This window comes from Sphingomonas sp. HMP9, from assembly GCF_013374115.1.
Classification (GTDB): domain Bacteria; phylum Pseudomonadota; class Alphaproteobacteria; order Sphingomonadales; family Sphingomonadaceae; genus Sphingomonas.
Genome location: NZ_AP022673.1, coordinates 613,537 through 630,952 on the forward strand (window position 1 = coordinate 613,537; position 17,416 = coordinate 630,952).

A 17,416-nucleotide genomic window follows, 5' to 3' on the forward strand; every position below is an offset into this window, starting at 1 on the left:
GCGGCCTTTTCAGCCGGCTCGTGTCAAACGGACGATAGGCTTGAGCCGTTGCAATAGACGCGCCTGCGACCGAGGCGATCATTGCCGCCAACCTCCATAAACGTGCCATATAACGTCCCTAAGACTACGGCCGTGCTAGTGATATAATACAGCATGCTGATTCCGAGGCAAGCCGCCCCCTCATTCCGAAATAATGCCGCCCCCTGATTCCGAGAAATAGTCGCCCCCGGATTCCGAGATGATGTCGCCCCCTTGCGGGGTGGGTCGGACCGGGATCGCCGGCAGGGTTATCGTCGCTCCTTTGGGTCTGTCCGAAGGAGTGAATGATGCCGGCGGGAAGGGTGAGTATGCGACGTGTCCGCGAGATGATGAGATACCGGTTCGAACAGGAGCTGGGATACAAGGCGATATCGCTGCGCGTGGGTGCGGTGCCCTCGACGGTGCGGGCGACCTTGAAGCGTGTCGCGGATGCGGGACTGAGATGGCCGCTGGACGAGACGCTCGGCGATGCTGCGCTGGAGGCATCACTTTACCGCGATGCGGGCAAGAAGACCGGCCACCGCCGCTGTCCCGAACCCGACTGGGCGCAAGTTCATCGCGAGCTGAAGCGCAAACATGTCACGCTGCAGGTGTTGTGGGACGAGTATATCGCCGAGCATCCGACCGGCTATCGCTACAGCCGATTCTGCGACCTGTATCGCGGCTGGGCGATGAAGCTGCCGGTTACGATGCGGCAGAACCATGCGCCGGGTGACAAGCTGTTCGTCGATTATGCGGGCGACAAGATCGCGGTGGTGATCGACCGACTGACGGGCGAAGTGCGTGACGCGCATATCTTCGTGGCGGTGCTGGGGGCGTCCAGCCTGACCTATGCCGAGGGAAGCTGGACCGAGACGCTGCCCGACTGGCTGGCGGCGCACACGCGCGCGCTCGCAATGTTCGGCGGTGCGCCGGCGCTGTTCGTGCCCGACAATGCGAAGGTCGCGGTGATCAAGGCTTGTCTTTACGATCCGCAGGTCAACCGCAGCTATGCCGAGATGGCGGCGCATTACGACAGCACGGTGCTGCCGACGCGGCCGCGCCGCCCGCGCGATAAGGCAAAGGTAGAAGCTGCCGTGCTGATCGTCGAGCGCTGGCTGTTCGGACGCCTTCGGCGTCGGATCTTCTACAGCCTGGCCGAACTGAACGCCGCGATCGCCGGGTTGCTTGCCGAGCTGAACGATCGGCGCGTGCTGCGCCGGGTTGGGCAGACGCGTCGTCAGTTGTTCGAAGAGATCGACCGGCCCGCGCTGAAGCCGCTGCCAGCCGAGCCCTATGTCTACGCCGAATGGCGGCGCAGGCGCGCGGGACTCGATTATCACGTCGAGATCGAGCGGCATTATTACTCCGTCCCATACCGCTTCGCACGCGAGCCGATCGAAGCGCGGATCACCGCGGCGACCATCGAGCTGTTCCACAAGGGCGAGCGGATCGCCGCGCACATGCGCGGCTCGGGCAATGGCCGCCATACCACGATCCCGGAGCATATGCCCTCGTCGCACCGGCGCTTTGCCGACTGGACCGTGGAGCGGATCGCGCGCGATGCGACCGCGATCGGGCCATGTACGGCATTGCTGTGCGAGAAGATCCTCGTCGAACGGCGCCATCCCGAGCAGGGCTTCCGGGCCTGTATGGGCATCATGCGCATGACGCGCAGCTTCGGTGCCAAGCGGATCGAAGCGGCTTGTTCGCGCGCGCTCGATATCGGTGCGCTCACCTACGGCTCGGTCAGATCGATCCTCGACAAGAACCTCGACCAGATCCCGTCATCGCCTCCGGTTGAGAGCCCGCCGGTCGATCATCCCAACATCCGGGGCTCACGCTATTATCACTGAAAGGAACACGACGATGCTCGCACATCCGACCCTTGATCGGCTGAACGAAATGGGCCTGGCCGGTATGGCCAGGGCGTTTGACGAACTTGCCACCAATGCCGAAGCGGATCGGCTTACCCATCCCGAATGGCTGGCACTCCTCCTCGACCGCGAATGGGGTGTCCGCCACGATCGCAAGCTTGCCGCCAGGCTGCGGTTCGCCAAGCTGCGCCATCAGGCCTCGCCCGAGGACATCGATTATCGCAAACCCCGCGGGCTCGACCGCGCGCTGGTCGTGAAGCTCGTGGTCGGCGACTGGATCGCCGCACACGACAATCTGGTCATCACCGGACCCACCGGGGTCGGTAAGAGCTGGCTTGCCTGCGCGCTTGGTCACAAGGCCTGCCGCGACGATCGCTCGGTGCTCTATCAGCGCGTCCCCAAGCTGTTCACCAGCCTCGCGCTTGCCCGCGGGGATGGTCGTCACGAACGCTTGCTGCGAAAGCTCGGCGGCGTGCAGCTACTCATCCTCGACGACTGGGGCCTGGAGCCGCTCGACGCACTCGCGCGCCACGATCTGCTCGAGATCCTCGAAGAACGCTACGGGCGGCGCTCGACGATCGTTACCAGCCAGCTGCCCATCGCCAGTTGGCATCAGGTGATCGCGGATCCGACCTATGCCGACGCGATCCTCGATCGCCTCGTCCACAACGCCCATCGGCTCGACCTCGATGGCGATAGCATGCGGCGTGCGAAAACCAGCCAGATCGCTTGACGTAAGCACCGAACGAAACAACAACGATCATTGCCGACAAGGCCCCGCTTCCGGGGGGCGACATCATCTCGGAATCAGGGGGCGCGATCATCTCGGAAACGGGGGGCGACTTCGTCGGAATCAGCATACAGCAAGCGCGCTGATGGAAGTGGCTGACTTTTCGTACGCCGTTCCACTCGGACAAGACAGGGCAGCCGATGTCTGGCCGGACGCCCGCTGCCCGGCAGCTGCCCTGAACTGTTAAAGTCAAAATGGCTCTGACGCCGACGCTGCCAACGGTGTGCACGCCACTTGCGAGGCCGCGCCGGAGTCAGACGTGAACGAGGGGCCGGTTTCGTCGAGCCCCGAGGGCGCCGTGAACATCCACACATACGTCAAGCTGGCAGGTGAAAATGCTAGTCTGTCAGGTCGGCGTGTCCGTATAGTCCCAGGAAGTGCCGAAATCGTTCTGGAAGTTTGTGAGCCAGTTCAGCGCGACGTGGCGCTCCATCACGATGTCGCCGTTGAGGCGGTCGAGAGGCATATCTTTCTGACGGGCTTGCCGGACAATCCAGTGTTCAAGCCAGGTGCGATCCAAGGCGTCGAGGATTTCCCCTGCGGCGCGAAGCTGCACGCGGGCAGTCGCACCATCCAGCGCCAAGGCCTTGGCGGACGACCAGAGGAGGTCGACATCAATCATCCGGTTGCTGTTGCCGATGTCAGCCGCATCGATGCCGAGCGCCCATAACAACGTGTTGGCCGCCTCGTAGCGCCACGTCATTGCCGAGGCGGCGTCCTGATCGCTCCCTCTGGCTTCGAGGAAGGTCTTTTCCACTGGCGTGATTGCTGCGGCGCCGACCGGATTTTGCTTGCGCTGCCCCGCCGGGATCGCGGCCATCCCAGTTGAACGCGCCTGGGCCTGTGCAGCCACGTAGAACAAGGCGAGCGCGCGCCGAAGCACGTCCTGCGGAGAGTGCAGCACCAGTTCGGCCTCGCCGATCGCAGGGGGGATGCTGACTGGCGGTTGCGGCGCGATGCCCGCGAGCGTTTCGCGGGTGCGCTGGCGGCGTTTAACGGCATCTTCCTGGTACGGCACAGCCGCTGATGGATCGCTGTCGCCATTGGCAGACAGAATCACCGCCATGTCAGGTGCCCGCACTGACCCGTCGGGAAGGAAGAAAACCGCGTTGGCGACGCGCCCCCAGATTTCGATCCCCGCAAGGTCGTGTGTGGCGACCTCGAAGCTGAGATGGTTGTGGACGCGTTGAACGTGACGCCACAGATGGTAGCGGGCCGCAGTCATCTGCCCGTCCCCCCGACCCAGTACATAGCCGATGAAACCTTGCAGATGCTCAGCAAGCTCGGGATCGGACAGATCGCGCCGACCGACCGGCTTATGCAGAACATCCAACGGCGGCGCGACGCGCAGTGTGGAATAGGCATTGACGAGAAGCGGCTCGGCAGCATCGGGCGATTGTGTGCGGTCCGGCTCGGCCTTCCCCAAGAGACGTTTCAGCAGGCTCATCATCCCTCCACGAAATGCTATTCGGGCTGTTGGCAGATTCACACCCGGCGATCGGCACTTGCATCTGAACGAACGGCAGCTTCTGGGCAACGAGCAAGGTTGTTAAATGACCTAATTGCGGGTCCACCGATCGACGGGCTATGGTGCATATCGGAGAACCGCTTGACCGAACGTCGGAACCGTAAGATCGCGCCGGCCCTTGAAAATTGGTCGCCTGCGAAACCAGAATCTTTCCAATCACCCCGCCCGACGAAAGACGTGACTGGACGATCGTTGTCGAAAATCTAGTATGTCGGCAGGCCGGGGATAGAATTTGACCATTGCACCACCACCACTCCAACCGCTCGCCTATCATCGCGCGGTCGTCGGATACCTGACCATTTCGGAGCCAGAAATCTGGCAATGGGCGATGGCGCACGAGGCGCGGGGGGATCAGGTTGAAGAGGTCCGGTCGACGTTGCTGTGTCAGAATTACCGGCTCGACGTCGCGGCGCATCCCGAAATCTACGAGGATTGCAGGGCTGTACTGACGGCGCTGGCGGTCGAGGCGCCGGTGACGATCTATCAGGCGCCTGACACCACGATGAACGCCGCGCTCTGGTATGTGCCCGGGGAAATCCACCTCGTGTTGTACGGCCCGGTGCTCGAAAAACTGTCGCGCGAAGAGCGTGTCGCGTTGTTCGGTCACGAACTGGCGCACTACAAATTATGGTCGATCGACGATGGTATCTATCACGTCGCCACCACCGTGCTCGATCATGTGCTGGCCTATCCGAACGCTGCCGCCAGCCATGCCGAGACCGCGCGGATCTACCGGCTCACCACCGAACTCTATGCCGATCGCGGCGGTGCGGTCGCCGCCAACGCGACCGCGCCTGCGATCGCGACGCTGGTCAAGACGATGACCGGTTTGCTGAGCGTCGATGCCGAGGCCTATCTGCGGCAGGCGGCCGAACTCGAGGCGAGCAAGCCGGTGGCGGAAGGCGTCACGCATCCCGAGATATTCCTGCGCGCGCAGGCGCTCGACAAATGGTGGCGGGCGGACGTCGACCTGGAGGACTGGCTCGCAGAACGGATCCGCGGACCGCTGTCGATAGCCTCGCTGGACCTGTTGCGACAGCAGGACATGACCGCGATGACCCGCGCCGTGCTTGCCAGACTCGCCAAGGACCCGGCGGCCGGGGGCGAGGCGGTCGCGGCGCAGCTTCGGCGCTATTTCCCCGATTGGACCCCCGACGAGACGCCGATCGAGGCCGATGCCTTGGTCCCCGCCAGGATCGATACGGCGACTCGCGAGTATCTGATCGCGCTCAGCTTCGATCTGGCGATGGCCGATCCCGACAGTCGCGATGCGATGCTGGTCGCCGGTGCCCGGCTTGCCAAGGAGTATGACGGGCTCACCGCATTTCGCGATGCGCTCAAGCGCGATCTCAAAATGAACCGGCAAGCGATCACCCGTCTCCTCGCGCCGCTCGACAAGGTTTCCGCATGACCCAGCCCGTCTCGACCCAGCCCGTCGTTTCGCTGCGCCAGCGTCTGGCTGTCATCGGTGGCAGCGTGCCGTCGGAGGATCTGTTGCGCGCGGTGCTGCCGTTGATGCGGGAGGTCGGCGCCCTGCACGCGCGCGGTCTGGTCGCGGAGCTTGGCGACGACGCGGTGCTCGACCGCGATGGCGAACTGGCGCTGGCCCGTCCCGAAGGTCGTCCGCCACAGCTGAACGAAGCGGGTATCCGTGCCGCCCAGCCGCGCGTCTCTTCGGCGTTGCGGGTGGTCGGTGAATACCGCGTGACCACCGACATCGGGACGGGATCGCAGGTCGACGATCTGCGCGCCGGCACCCCGGACGCGGAAACGTCGGAGGCGGATGTATCGGACGCGGTGAAGCCCGCCTACCGGGTCGGCTATCGCAGTTGGGAAGAGCAGATCGGCCATCACGACGAGCAGACCGACATCTTCTCGATCGGCCTGATCCTCGCCAGCCTGGCGTGCGGGCTCGACTTCAACGACGAGACCGACGTCAAGCGCTTCTCCGCCGACCAGGGCAATCTGTTCAGGCTCAACGGCGGGTTGCATCCGGTGATCGCCTCGCTGATCGGCGAGATGACCGCGCTCAACCGGCATGAGCGCGCCAGCGACCTGATGGCGGCGGCGAGCCGGCTCGAAGACTATCGCGATCAGCCGGTCGGGCTGGATGTCGATCGCGTGCTGGCGGGGGCGACCGGCGTGCCGAGCCGCCGCGCCGCGGTCCTGGCACATCTGCGCGATCGGCTGTTCGACCTGTCGCGTCGCAATCGCCTGATCCACTTCCGCCCGACCCAGGCGACGGTGAACTTGACCGTGGCCAGCGTCCCGATGGTGATGCGCCTCGAATCGATCCGCGCCGAGCAGCTTTGCACGTGGGATGGCAAATTCGCCGCCGAGGTGCTGGGGGGCGGCAAGGTCTCGCTGGCGAAATGGCTGCGGTTCGAGGATCAGCCTTATCTGCCGTCGGCGTTCGACCGGGTCATTCAGGAAACCCGCCGCGACCGCGCTGAATATGGCTTTAGCCATCTCCGGCTCGTGGTCGCCTATCTGCACTGGCACAATCTGAAGGAGTCGCCCGACGAACGCATCCAGTCGCCGTTGCTGTGGCTGCCGGTCGAGGTCGCCAAGCAGAAGGGCGTGCGCGATCAATATGCGTTGCAGGTCGCCGACACCGAGGCCGAGTTCAACCCGGCGCTGCGCCATTATCTGCGGCAACTCTACGACATCCAACTGCCCGAGCGGGTCGACTTGGCGCAGACCTCGATCGCGGCGATCCAGGCCGATCTGCTCGCACAGATCCAGCGCACCGAACCCGGGGTGACGCTTGCGCTCAAGACCAAGCCCGAAATCGAGCTGATCCACCAAAAGGCGGTGCAGCGATTGCGCGTGTTCCAGCGCCGCCGCGGCGCGACGTCCGGCCGCCAGAGTATCACGCGACCCGAGTTCAGTTACGATCGCGACGATTACCGGCCGCTCGGGCTCGCCTTGTTTGAGAAATACGTGAAGCCGAGCCCGCTGCCGCAGCGGATCGCGGTGGGTGCGGCGATGCCGCCACGGCCCGATCGGATGGCGGCGGAGGCCGAGGCAATGTCTTTCGCGCTTGCGGGTGGCGAGGGCCACCGGTTTTCGTGGGAAATCAACCTGACGCAGGTCACGTTGGCGAATTTCAATTACAAGAAGATGTCGCTGGTGCGCGACTATACCCAGCTGATCGACGATCGGGTCACGCCGCCATCGTTCGACACGGTCTTCTCGATCGAGCCGCGCCCGATCGAGGCCTCGCCGCCGCCGCCGCTCGCACCGTCCGACCACTGGAGCGTGGTGCCCGCCGACGCGACGCAGGAGGCCGCCGTCTCGATGGCGCGGACCGGGCGCAGCTTCATCATCCAGGGGCCGCCCGGCACCGGCAAGTCGCAGACCATCACCAACCTGATCGCCGATTATGCCGCGCGGGGCAAACGCGTGCTGTTCGTGTGCGAGAAACGCGCTGCGCTGGACGTCGTGTTCAACCGGCTGAAACAGGCCGGGCTCGATCGGTTGGCATGCCTGATCCACGATTCGCAGGAGGACAAGAAGAGCTTCGTCCTCGACCTGAAGGATTGCTACGAGCGCTGGAACAAGGCGGACGATGCGATCGATCATCATCGCGCCACCCGCGACCGAACGGTCGCCGCGCTGTCGCAGCATCTCGGCCGGATCGCGGCGTTCGATCGGGCAATGGCGCATCTGCCGACCGACTCGACCGTCACCCTGCGCGCGATGATCCGGCGTATCGTCGCTCTGCCCGAGCCGGTCGAGGCGGATCCTGCGACCCGCGAGCGGCTGCCGACACCCACGGAATGGGACGAGCATCGCGGATTGGCGGACCGTATCCACCGGACGATCGGCGACGCGTTCGGTCTCGACAGTCTCGCCGCGCACCCCTTCGCCAGACTGTCGCAGACGACCGTCGCGGACGAGCGATGCTATGCGCAGGTGTCGGCGATGGTCGCCGAGGGCGAGGAGCTGTTCGACCGGATCGATCCGATGCTGGAGGACGACGACACCCTGGTCTCGGGAGATACCAATCTGGCGGACGCGCTCGTGATGGTGCAGTCGGCATCGGCGGCGGTGCGGACGAACCTGGCGGGCCATCTCGATCTGCTCGACCCGACATCGGACGCGTCGCGTGATTTTCGCGATGCGAGCGCCCGGTGCGCCGCAGCCGCGGCCCATCACGCAGCAGCGACCGAAGCGGCGGGCCATTGGACCGATCCGCTCTCTCCCGCCGATGCCGACGCTGCGCTCGACCAGGCGCGTCGGCAGGAGCCGGGCCTCTTCAAGTTCCTGAGCGGCAGCTGGCGTCGGCTGAAGCAGACGATCCACGAACGCTACGACTTCTCGGCGCATGCCGTCGAACCCAGCATCACCGTCGTGCTCGAACGACTGGTGGCACGGCATGCCGCCGCTGCCGAAGACGTCGCCATGCGCACGGCGATGAACGCGCGGTTCGGAACCGACGATGCCGCAGCGCTGGCCGCACTGCGCGACAGCTGGTCCGACGATGCCGCGTCGGTGCTCGTCCGCCGCCTGATCGCGCATTCCCAGAGTGCCGCGGATCCAGCCGCGACCCTCGTCCGCGAAGCCCGCGCGACCACCGCCATCGAGGCGCTCGCCGCGCTCTGCGAGCGCCATCTCGTCGATCCCCAGGCCATGGCCCTGAGTGCGCTGGCCGAGGCGATGCGCGACATGCGCGAAGGCCTGGACGACCTGCCCGACCTACTGCCGCTGCTGCGCGCCGCGGATCAGGCGGGGCCGCGGATCGCCTTTGCCTTGAGGACGGTGGCGCTCGATCCGGCGCGGATCGAGGCACTGGTGCTCGACGAGGCGATCACCCGCGCGTTGCGGGCCGAGCCGGCTTTGCACCGGTTCGATGCCGCGGAACTTGCGTCGAGCGCACGCCGTGCCGCGCGCGCCGGCGATATCCTCCAGGACGACAACGCCGCCTGCATCCGCGCCACCGCGCAGCGCAAGTTCCGCGATCACGTCCGCCAGTCGACGCTGTCGGTGACGCAGCTCGACGGCGCCGGGCGCGAGGCGAAGAAGATCTATTCGACCGGGCGGCGCGAACTGGAGCATGAGTTCGGCAAGACCATGCGCTATCGCTCGATCCGCGACCTGTCGGACGACGAGACCGGCGTGGTGGTCAACGACCTGAAGCCGGTATGGCTGATGAGTCCGCTTTCGGTATCGGACACGCTACCGCTCCAGGCCGACCTGTTCGACGTCGTGATCTTCGACGAAGCCAGCCAGATCCCGATCGAGGAGGCGGTGCCCGCGCTCAGCCGCGCGCCGCAGATCGTCGTCGTCGGCGACGAGATGCAGTTGCCGCCGACCAGCTTCTTCGCCGCCGCGCGCGACGAGGACGAGATGCAGGTGACTGCCGAGGAGGACGGCCAGACGATGGCGATCCTGCTCGATGCCGCCAGTCTGCTCGCCCAGGCGGCGCGAAGCCTGCCCGCGACCTTGCTCGCCTGGCATTATCGTAGTCGATCCGAGGCGCTGATCAGCTTCTCCAACGCGGCATTCTACGACGGCCGGCTCGTCACCATTCCCGACCGGACGATCGCCGAGACCGGTGCGGCGCCGACAGCGGTGCGATCGGACGACGACGGCGCTTCGGTGGAGAGCGTCGATCGACTGCTGGCGCGCGCGATCAGTTATCATCCGGTCGCCGACGGGCTGTACGACAAACGCGCGAACCTTCCCGAGGCGCGATTGATCGCGGCGATGGTCCGCGATCTGCTCGGCCGCGAAACCGGTCTGAGCATCGGCATCGTCGCTTTTTCCGAAGCGCAGCAGACCGAAATCGAAAATGCGCTCGATGCGCTCGCCGGGGAGGATCCCGCGTTCGCCGTGCTGCTGGAGGCGGAATATGTCCGCGAAGACGACGGCCAGGTGAACGGCCTGTTCGTCAAGAATCTCGAGAACGTGCAGGGCGACGAGCGCGACGTGATCCTGCTGAGCATTTGCTACGCACCCGATCGCGCCGGCCGGATGGCGATGAATTTCGGTCCGATCAACCAGCGCGGCGGCGAAAAGCGCCTCAACGTCATCTTCAGCCGCGCGCGCCATCACATGGCGATCGTGTCCACCATCCGCGCCGAGGCGATCACGAACACGCACAATGACGGCGCCCGCGCGCTGCGCACGTTCCTGTCGTTCGCCGAAGCGCAGGCACGCGGCGATGGACCGCACGGCCAAACCATCCTCGCCACGCTCAATCCCGAAGCGCAGCGCGTCTTCTCCCGAACGCCAGCGCCGGACCCGCTGCGCGACGCACTGGCCGCGGCGCTGCGCGCGCGCGGTCATGTCGTCATGGAGTATGTCGGCAGCGCCAGCTTCCGTTGCGACCTCGCGATCGTCGCTCCCGATGGCAAGAGCCACGCGCTCGCCATCCTGCTCGACGGAGACGCCGGCGACGCGATCGCCGATCGCTACGTGTTCCAGCCGACGATCCTGCGTCGCTTCGGCTGGCGGGTGATCGATATTCCCTCGCATGCCTGGTTACGCCAGCCCGCCACGGTGATCGCACAAATCGAAGCGGCGTTGCGTGGCGATGGAAACGCAATCGACGACGACCCGTTCGAGCAGGGATCGGCGTTGCCGCCGCCCGTCGCACCCGTGACGTCGCCAACACCGGATGAGTCCGCACCCGATACGTCCTCAGCGGATGCCGCTGGCTTTGCCACGTTCGAATTCACGCAAGGATCGTCCGACAAGTTCTGGAAGATCGCGGTGAACGGCGCCGACGTCACCGTCGTCTACGGCCGTCGCGGCACCAGGGGCAGTTCGGTCGTCAAGACCTACGAGACGCCCGAACGCGCGGCGCGGGGGGCGAACAAACTTACACTGGAAAAGACCCGAAAGGGGTATGTCGAGACGGCGTAATTGAGACCATAGAGTCTGGATTTTTGTGCCAGCTATCAGTCCGTCTCGAACAGCTTGATCCTGCATAAATGTCGCAGGAGCGAACGCGAAATTGCGAGACTCGCCCATTCGCTGTCTGCTTGATTTCGCGCATGTGCGCCGATCGTTGCACCTGAACGAGCGTCCGGAGTTGGGATTGGCGTTCGGACCGCTAGATGTCCGACTGTCGGTCCGCAAACCCTTCGTCTGTTGCACGGACTTCGCCCGATAGAGAGCCTGTCGGCGAACCCCATATCATGCAGGCACTCCTTGCGCTGCCGGCAGAGCGGCAATGTCAGACGATTCAGACCAGAGATTGATGCCGCCGTCGTTGGCGGCCTTGTCGATGGCAGCGAGTTCGTCGACGGAGAAATCGAGCATCTTTATCGAGTCCAGCGAGTCGTCGAGCTGTTCGACCGTGCGTGCGCCGATCAGCGCCGAGGTGACCCGCGGGTCGCGCAAGACCCACGCTAGCGCCATCTGCGCGAGCGTTTGTCCGCGCTCACCTGCGATCTCGTTCAGGGTACGAATGGCAGCGAGGTTTTGATCTGTGAGCAAGGTCTGCGACAGCGATCCGCCTCGGGTGGCTCGGGCATCCTGCGGTACGCCGTTCAGATACTTGTTCGTCAGCATGCCCTGCGCCAACGGCGAGAAGGCAATGCAGCCGACGCCCAGTTCCTCCAACGTGGCCAGTAGTTCCCGTTCGATCCACCGGTTCAGGATCGAATAGCTGGGTTGGTGGATGAACAGCGGCACCTTTTCATCAGTCAGGATCTTGGCCGCTCGGCGGGTCAGCCCAGGCTCGTAGGAGGAGATGCCCACGTAGAGTGCCTTGCCCTGTCGATGGAGCTGCACCAGCGCGCCCATCGTCTCTTCGAGCGGGGTCGCGGGATCCACCCGGTGCGAATAGAAGATGTCGACATAATCGAGTCCCATCCGTTTGAGGCTCTGGTCGCAACTCGCAATCAGGTATTTTTTGGAGGAGCCGACATCGCCGTACGGCCCGGGCCACATGTCCCACCCGGCCTTGGTCGAGATGATGAGTTCGTCGCGGTGGGCAGCGAAATCAGCTGCGAGGACGCGTCCGAAATTCTCCTCCGCCGAACCATATGGGGGGCCGTAGTTGTTGGCGAGATCGAAGTGGGTCACGCCACGATCGAACGCCCGGCGCAGGATGGCCCGTCCCGTCTCGAACACATCGTTTCCGCCGAAGTTCTGCCACAGGCCAAGGCTGATTGCCGGCAACCTCAGCCCGCTGCGGCCGGTGCGTCGATACGGCATGCCGCTTTCATACCGGAGCGGCGAGGCGACGTACGGGCGATCAAACGACATTGCTGTCTCCTTATGAACCGCTTTACCGCGCAACCCGCCAAACGTTAAGCCGCATAGAGCATTCCCCTTACCGAACTGCATCGATCGAACCGGGCAAATGCTTCCCGGTGCGGTGCAACCGCTATCGAGACGCCTCCGGGAAGGCAGCGAGCTTGTGCAGGTCGGACGGGTCGTGCTGAACGATGATTGTAGCGCCAATGTTCGACGCCAGCTTCTGCAAACGATCCATCGACGACAGGCTGTCGGCGCGCTGCGTGTTCCAGCTTGGCACGGCTGAAAGCGACCATTGCGCTTCCAGATGAACGACATCGCCGCTGAGGATGACAGGCCCGGCCTGCCGCAATCGCACGAGAAGCGCCGATGCGCCGGGCGTATGACCCGGCATGGAAAGCATGACCACCGAGCCATCGCCGAACACATCCCGATCTCCTTCGACCGGATCGACCTTGCCCTTCCCGGTCAACCATGGCGCAAGGAGGGCCGGTTCGGCACCGGCCGGCTTTCGGGTGGATCGCAATGCCGTCAAGTCCGCCGCGCCGATCAGCAACGTGGCTTTGGGAAAGGTTGCAGCCTGACCTGCATGATCGAAATGATAATGGCTCAGGCCAAGGCGTGTAATGTCGTCCGGCCGGATGCCCAACCGCGCTAGCTGAGTAGGAAGATCGATCGACAGGGTCGGACTGTTCGGCTGACCATCTATCGGCTTGCCGAGCAGCGTGGACGGCAACCCGGCGTCCCATAGCAACAATTCCGTGCCGTGACGGATGAGATAGCAGCCGTTGCTCAGGCGACGGGATTGCCCGTCGTAACCGCCGGTGTCGGACAGCGGAGCGGCATCGTTCATCTGAATCTGGCCGCAATCGAGACGCCAGATCATGACGTCCGCCTTGGGCGGAGCGGCTTGAGCCGCGGCGCTCAAGGCTAGCGACATGCTACCCGCCAAAAGGCGGGACCACAGGGAAACGTACATGGTCTTCTCCTCAGGAATGCCCCGAGAATGCCCGCTTGTAAGAAGCGTGATGCGCCGGCGACGCTCATGTTTGCGCCCGAAACGCTCACTTGCGCCTTGTATCGGTCGAATGACAGGTTGATGGCCGACCGATGTCGACCGCTACCGCCGATCAGAGATGTCTGCGCACCCAGTTATTGCGCCGCCTGGCTGGTCTGGGCGTGCCCGCCGGCACCTATGGCAGCGTACCGCATGGCGCGGATAGCGGGGTGCGTGTCTTCGGCTATTGCATCCAAGAGCGCGAACGCATCGCACGCGCCCGCATGGAGCATCCGGTGGTGGTCGTGGTGTTGATTTTCACTGAGAGTTGACCCGGAGTTTTCATCGAGAAGTGACCCGCGTCGAAGGGTTCATGTCATGCCCGCGGGGTTGCGGGTCAAGGTGAGGCTTTGTCCTTTTTCGGTTTGTCGGCCTCGGACCGGACGCGGAACCGGAAGCTGTCGTTGCCGGTCTCGACGATGTGGCAATGGTGGGTAAGGCGGTCGAGGAGCGCGGTTGTCATCTTGGCGTCGCCGAAGACGCCGGCCCATTCGCTGAAGCTGAGGTTCGTGGTGATGATGACGCTGGTCTGCTCGTAGAGTTTGCTGAGCAGGTGGAACAGCATGGCGCCGCCCGAGGAACTGAACGGCAGGTAGCCCAGCTCGTCGAGGACGACGAGATCGAGGCGAAGCAGGCGCTCGGCGAGCTGCCCGGCCTTGTTCATGGCTTTCTCCTGCTCGAGCGCGTTGACCAGGTCGACGGTGGCAAAAAACCGGACCTTCCGGCGCCGGTGCTCGATGGCCTGCACAGCGAGCGCGGTAGCGATGTGCGTCTTGCCGGTGCCGGGGCCACCAATCAGGACGACGTTATCGGCGCCGTCGATGAAATCGCCCTGATGGAGTTGGCGAACCATGGTCTCGTCGACTTCGGCGGAGGTAAAATCGAAGCCGGTCAGATCCTTGTACGCCGGCAGCTTTGCAGCCTTGATCTGGTAGGCGATGGATCTGACTTCGCGCTCCGCCATCTCGGCCTTGAGCAGCTGAGACAGGATGGGAACGGCCGCATCGAAGGCAGGCGCGCCTTGTTCGATGAGGTCGCCTACGGCCTGGGCCATGCCGTACATGCGAAGATCGCGCAGCATGACAACGACCGCGGCGCTGGCGGGATCATGACGCATGGCGCACCTCCTTCATAAGCGTGTCGTAGCGGCCGACATCGGCTTGGGGTTCACGTCGCAGGACGAGCGCCTGTGGGGCATCGATGGGCGTGACGCTGGCGGTCTTGCCATCGACCAGCCGATGCAGGATGTTGAGAATGTGGGTTTTAGTGGCGACGCCGGCCTCGAGCGCTAGTTCGACCGCGCACAGCACCGCTTGTTCGTCGTGCTGGAGCACCAGTGCCAGGATATCGACCATCTCCCGGTCGCCGCCCGCGTGCTTGAGCAATCGCTCGCGCAATTTCCGAAAGGCGTCGGGCAATTCGGTAAAGGGCGCACCATTTCGCATGGCACCCGGCTTGCGCTGAACCACCGCCAGATAATGCGCCAGTCGTAGATAGTCCGTCCTGGCGAGCTGTGCGCCCGGTCGATCACCCGGGCGTGCTCGCACACCCTGCGCCCTTCCGCGACCACGACGATGCGCTCAGGGTAGATCCGCAGGCTCACCGGCCGGTTCGCGAAGGAAGCCGGGACGCTGTAACGGTTGCGGTCGAAATGCACGAGGCAGGTCGGCGATACCCGCTTGGTATGTTCGACGAAGCCATCAAACGGGCGCCCCGGTTTCATCAGGTCCGCCACTTCTTGCGCCCATACCTCGGCAACGGTGCCGGGAAGGTTGCCGTGCGGAATCTGTGCCCACTGTGCGATACACTGCTCTTCCAGCCATGCGTTGAGCGCAGCAATGTCGGAAAGTTCGGGCAGTCGCTGCCACAGCCGGCGACGCGCATCCTGGACGTTCTTCTCAACCTGACCTTTCTCCCAGCCCGATGCCGGATTGCAGAATTCGGGTTCGAACAAATAGTGGCTCGCCATCGCCGCGAACCGCGCGTTGACCTGCCGCGCCTTGCCCGTGCCGATACGGTCGACCGCGGTCTTCATGTTGTCGTAGATCCCGCGCCGCGGCACTCCGCCCAGCACCCGAAAGGCATGCTGGTGCGCATCGAACAGCATCTCGTGGGTCTGGAGCGGATACGCTCGCACGATGAACGCCCGGCTGTGCGACAGCTTGGTGTGCGCTGCCTGCAGCTTCACCCGTTCGCCGCCCAGGATGGCCCAGTCCTCGCTCCAGTCGAATTGAAAGGCTTCGCCGGGCATGAACACCAGCGGCACGAACGTGCCCCGGCCCGTCGTCTGCTCCTGGACCTGACGGTCGGCCTTCCACGCCCGGATGAAGGCCGCTACCCGACTGTAGGACCCGTCATAGCCCAGCACGACCAGGTCGGTATGGATCTGCTTGCCCGTACGCCGTTGCTTGCGCGATTTGCCAGCTTCCGTCTTCAACCATCCCGATAGCCGGTCGGCGAACGGATCCAACTTGCTCGGCCGGTCGACCACTTCGAACTTCGGCTCCACCGCGTCCGACCGCAGGTATTTGCGGATCGTGTTACGCGACAGCCCCGTACGTCGGGTTATCTCCCTGATCGACATCCCGTCCCGGAATGCCCAGCGCCGGATCACGCTCAGTAACGCCATGTCTATCACTCCTTGATCCCCCGACAGCCTGCCGGGGTGAGGTTGAGACACGGGTCACTTCTCGGTGGAAATTTATGCCTTCTCCGGGTTGGACTTGCTTCAGAAAAGTGGAGAGTTTTCCTGAGATGAAAGGTGAACTCGATGACGAAGCAGCGACGATTTACGAAGGAATTCGAGGACGAGGCGGTCCGGCTGGTGGCGACCAGCGGGCGTACGCAGCGTGCGGTGGCGGAGGATCTGGGCGTTGGCCTGTCTACGCTGGTACGCTGGATCGGCCGTCGTCGTGATCGATTGATGGAGATGCCCGGCGAGGCGCCGCAGGCAGATATGGCTGCCGAGTTGAAGCACCTTCGGCGGGAGAACGAGATCCTCCGACAAGAGCGCGACATACTGAAGCGGGCGACCGCTTTTTTCGCCCGGGAGGGAAGTCGATGAGGTTCGCGCTCGTCGATCAGGCGAAGAAGGATTTCCCCGTACACCGCCTTTGCCAAGTGCTCGGCATCAGCCCGAGCGGCTATTTCGCGTGGAAAGATCGACCTGCCAGTCGGCGTCAACGCGACGATATGGTGATGCTGGCGCATGTCCGTTCTGCGTTCGCGCTGTCGAACGGCACCTATGGCAGCCCGCGTATGACACGCGAGTTGCAGGATGATGGCTTCGCCATCGGACGCAGGCGCACGGCGCGACTGATGCGTGAGAACGGCCTACGGGGCCGGCAGAAACGCCGGTTCAAACGAACGACCGACAGCGAGCACAGCTGGCCGATCGCACCGAATATCATCGACCAGGATTTTACTGCAACGGCACCCAACCAGAAGTGGGGCGTGGACATCTCGTATGTCTGGACGCGGGAGGGATGGCTCTATCTGGCCGTGGTCATCGACCTCTTCTCCCGACGTGTGATCGGTTGGGCCGTCGGCGACCGGCTGCACCGTGATCTGGCGCTCGCCGCGCTGCGCAAGGCCCTCGTCATGCGGCGTCCGCCTGAAGGGCTCATCCATCACTCGGACCGCGGCAGTCAATATTGTTCGGTGGATTACCAGGCCGAGCTGCGCCGCCACGGCATCCGTATCTCCATGTCGGGAAAGGGAAATTGCTACGATAATGCGATGGTCGAGACGTTCTTCAAGACGATCAAATCCGAGCTCGTCTGGCGCACCGTCTTCTATACCCGCGACGAAGCCGCACAGGCCATTGCCCGCTATATCGACGGCTTCTACAACCCCGTCCGGCGCCACTCCGCGCTCGACTACATCAGCCCCGCCCAGTTCGAACGAACTGCGTCACGCTGAGCAAATGCCTC

Annotated in this window: 10 protein-coding genes and 1 pseudogene; 6 read left to right on the plus strand and 5 right to left on the minus strand. The window is 64.1% G+C overall.

What is annotated here, in order from left to right; genetic code table 11:
- The first annotated feature begins 347 nt into the window (after positions 1-347).
- Positions 348-1,874 carry an IS21 family transposase gene (gene istA, locus HMP09_RS02745; protein ID WP_176495470.1) on the plus strand — a complete coding sequence of 509 codons (1,527 nt, stop codon included), beginning with the start codon at positions 348-350 and terminating at the stop codon, positions 1,872-1,874.
- A gap of 13 nt (positions 1,875-1,887) precedes the next feature.
- The gene (gene istB, locus HMP09_RS02750) at positions 1,888-2,628 is read left to right on the plus strand and encodes an IS21-like element helper ATPase IstB (RefSeq protein WP_176495471.1); all 741 of its coding nucleotides are present in this window, start codon (positions 1,888-1,890) and stop codon (positions 2,626-2,628) included.
- Between the two features lie 403 nt (positions 2,629-3,031).
- Here the strand turns inward: istB (HMP09_RS02750) and HMP09_RS02755 are convergent, their stop codons facing one another.
- On the minus strand, positions 3,032-4,132 hold the full coding sequence (locus tag HMP09_RS02755; protein WP_176499083.1) for a DUF4272 domain-containing protein: 1,101 nt from the start codon (positions 4,130-4,132) through the stop codon (positions 3,032-3,034).
- Between the two features lie 313 nt (positions 4,133-4,445).
- On the opposite strand from HMP09_RS02755, the gene HMP09_RS02760 reads away from it, so the two are divergent.
- Both HMP09_RS02760 and HMP09_RS02765 read left to right on the plus strand, forming a co-directional pair.
- Positions 4,446-5,624 (plus strand): M48 family metalloprotease, encoded by a 1,179-nt coding sequence (locus tag HMP09_RS02760; protein WP_176499084.1) that lies wholly within the window; start codon positions 4,446-4,448, stop codon positions 5,622-5,624.
- On the plus strand, positions 5,621-11,086 hold the full coding sequence (locus HMP09_RS02765) for an AAA domain-containing protein (RefSeq protein ID WP_176499085.1): 5,466 nt from the start codon (positions 5,621-5,623) through the stop codon (positions 11,084-11,086). Before HMP09_RS02760 ends, HMP09_RS02765 begins: the two co-directional genes overlap by 4 nt.
- Before the next feature lie 273 nt (positions 11,087-11,359).
- On the opposite strand, the gene mgrA is transcribed toward HMP09_RS02765, so the two are convergent.
- Positions 11,360-12,436 carry an L-glyceraldehyde 3-phosphate reductase gene (gene mgrA / locus HMP09_RS02770; protein ID WP_176499086.1) on the minus strand — a complete coding sequence of 359 codons (1,077 nt, stop codon included), beginning with the start codon at positions 12,434-12,436 and terminating at the stop codon, positions 11,360-11,362.
- A gap of 121 nt (positions 12,437-12,557) precedes the next feature.
- Complete coding sequence (locus HMP09_RS02775; RefSeq protein WP_232090588.1) at positions 12,558-13,313, minus strand: N-acyl homoserine lactonase family protein; 756 nt, start codon at positions 13,311-13,313, stop codon at positions 12,558-12,560.
- A 224-nt stretch (positions 13,314-13,537) separates the two neighbouring features.
- Between HMP09_RS02775 and HMP09_RS02780 the strand changes: the two genes are divergently transcribed.
- Complete coding sequence (locus tag HMP09_RS02780; protein ID WP_176499088.1) at positions 13,538-13,756, plus strand: hypothetical protein; 219 nt, start codon at positions 13,538-13,540, stop codon at positions 13,754-13,756.
- Positions 13,757-13,821: 65 nt separating this feature from the next.
- Here HMP09_RS02780 and istB (HMP09_RS02785) read toward each other — a convergent pair whose 3' ends face one another.
- Both istB (HMP09_RS02785) and istA (HMP09_RS02790) read right to left on the minus strand, forming a co-directional pair.
- The gene (gene istB / locus HMP09_RS02785) at positions 13,822-14,601 is read right to left on the minus strand and encodes an IS21-like element helper ATPase IstB (RefSeq protein ID WP_176499042.1); all 780 of its coding nucleotides are present in this window, start codon (positions 14,599-14,601) and stop codon (positions 13,822-13,824) included.
- Positions 14,591-16,113 (minus strand): annotated as a pseudogene (gene istA / locus HMP09_RS02790) (IS21 family transposase). Before istA (HMP09_RS02790) ends, istB (HMP09_RS02785) begins: the two are co-directional and overlap by 11 nt.
- A 141-nt stretch (positions 16,114-16,254) precedes the next feature.
- Here istA (HMP09_RS02790) and HMP09_RS02795 point away from each other — a divergent pair.
- Positions 16,255-17,405 (plus strand): IS3 family transposase gene (locus tag HMP09_RS02795; RefSeq protein WP_176499007.1). Its coding sequence is split into 2 segments (ribosomal slippage): positions 16,255-16,519 and positions 16,519-17,405, totalling 1,152 coding nucleotides; the frame shifts between segments, so codons are not numbered across the junction.
- The last annotated feature ends 11 nt before the right edge of the window (positions 17,406-17,416 follow it).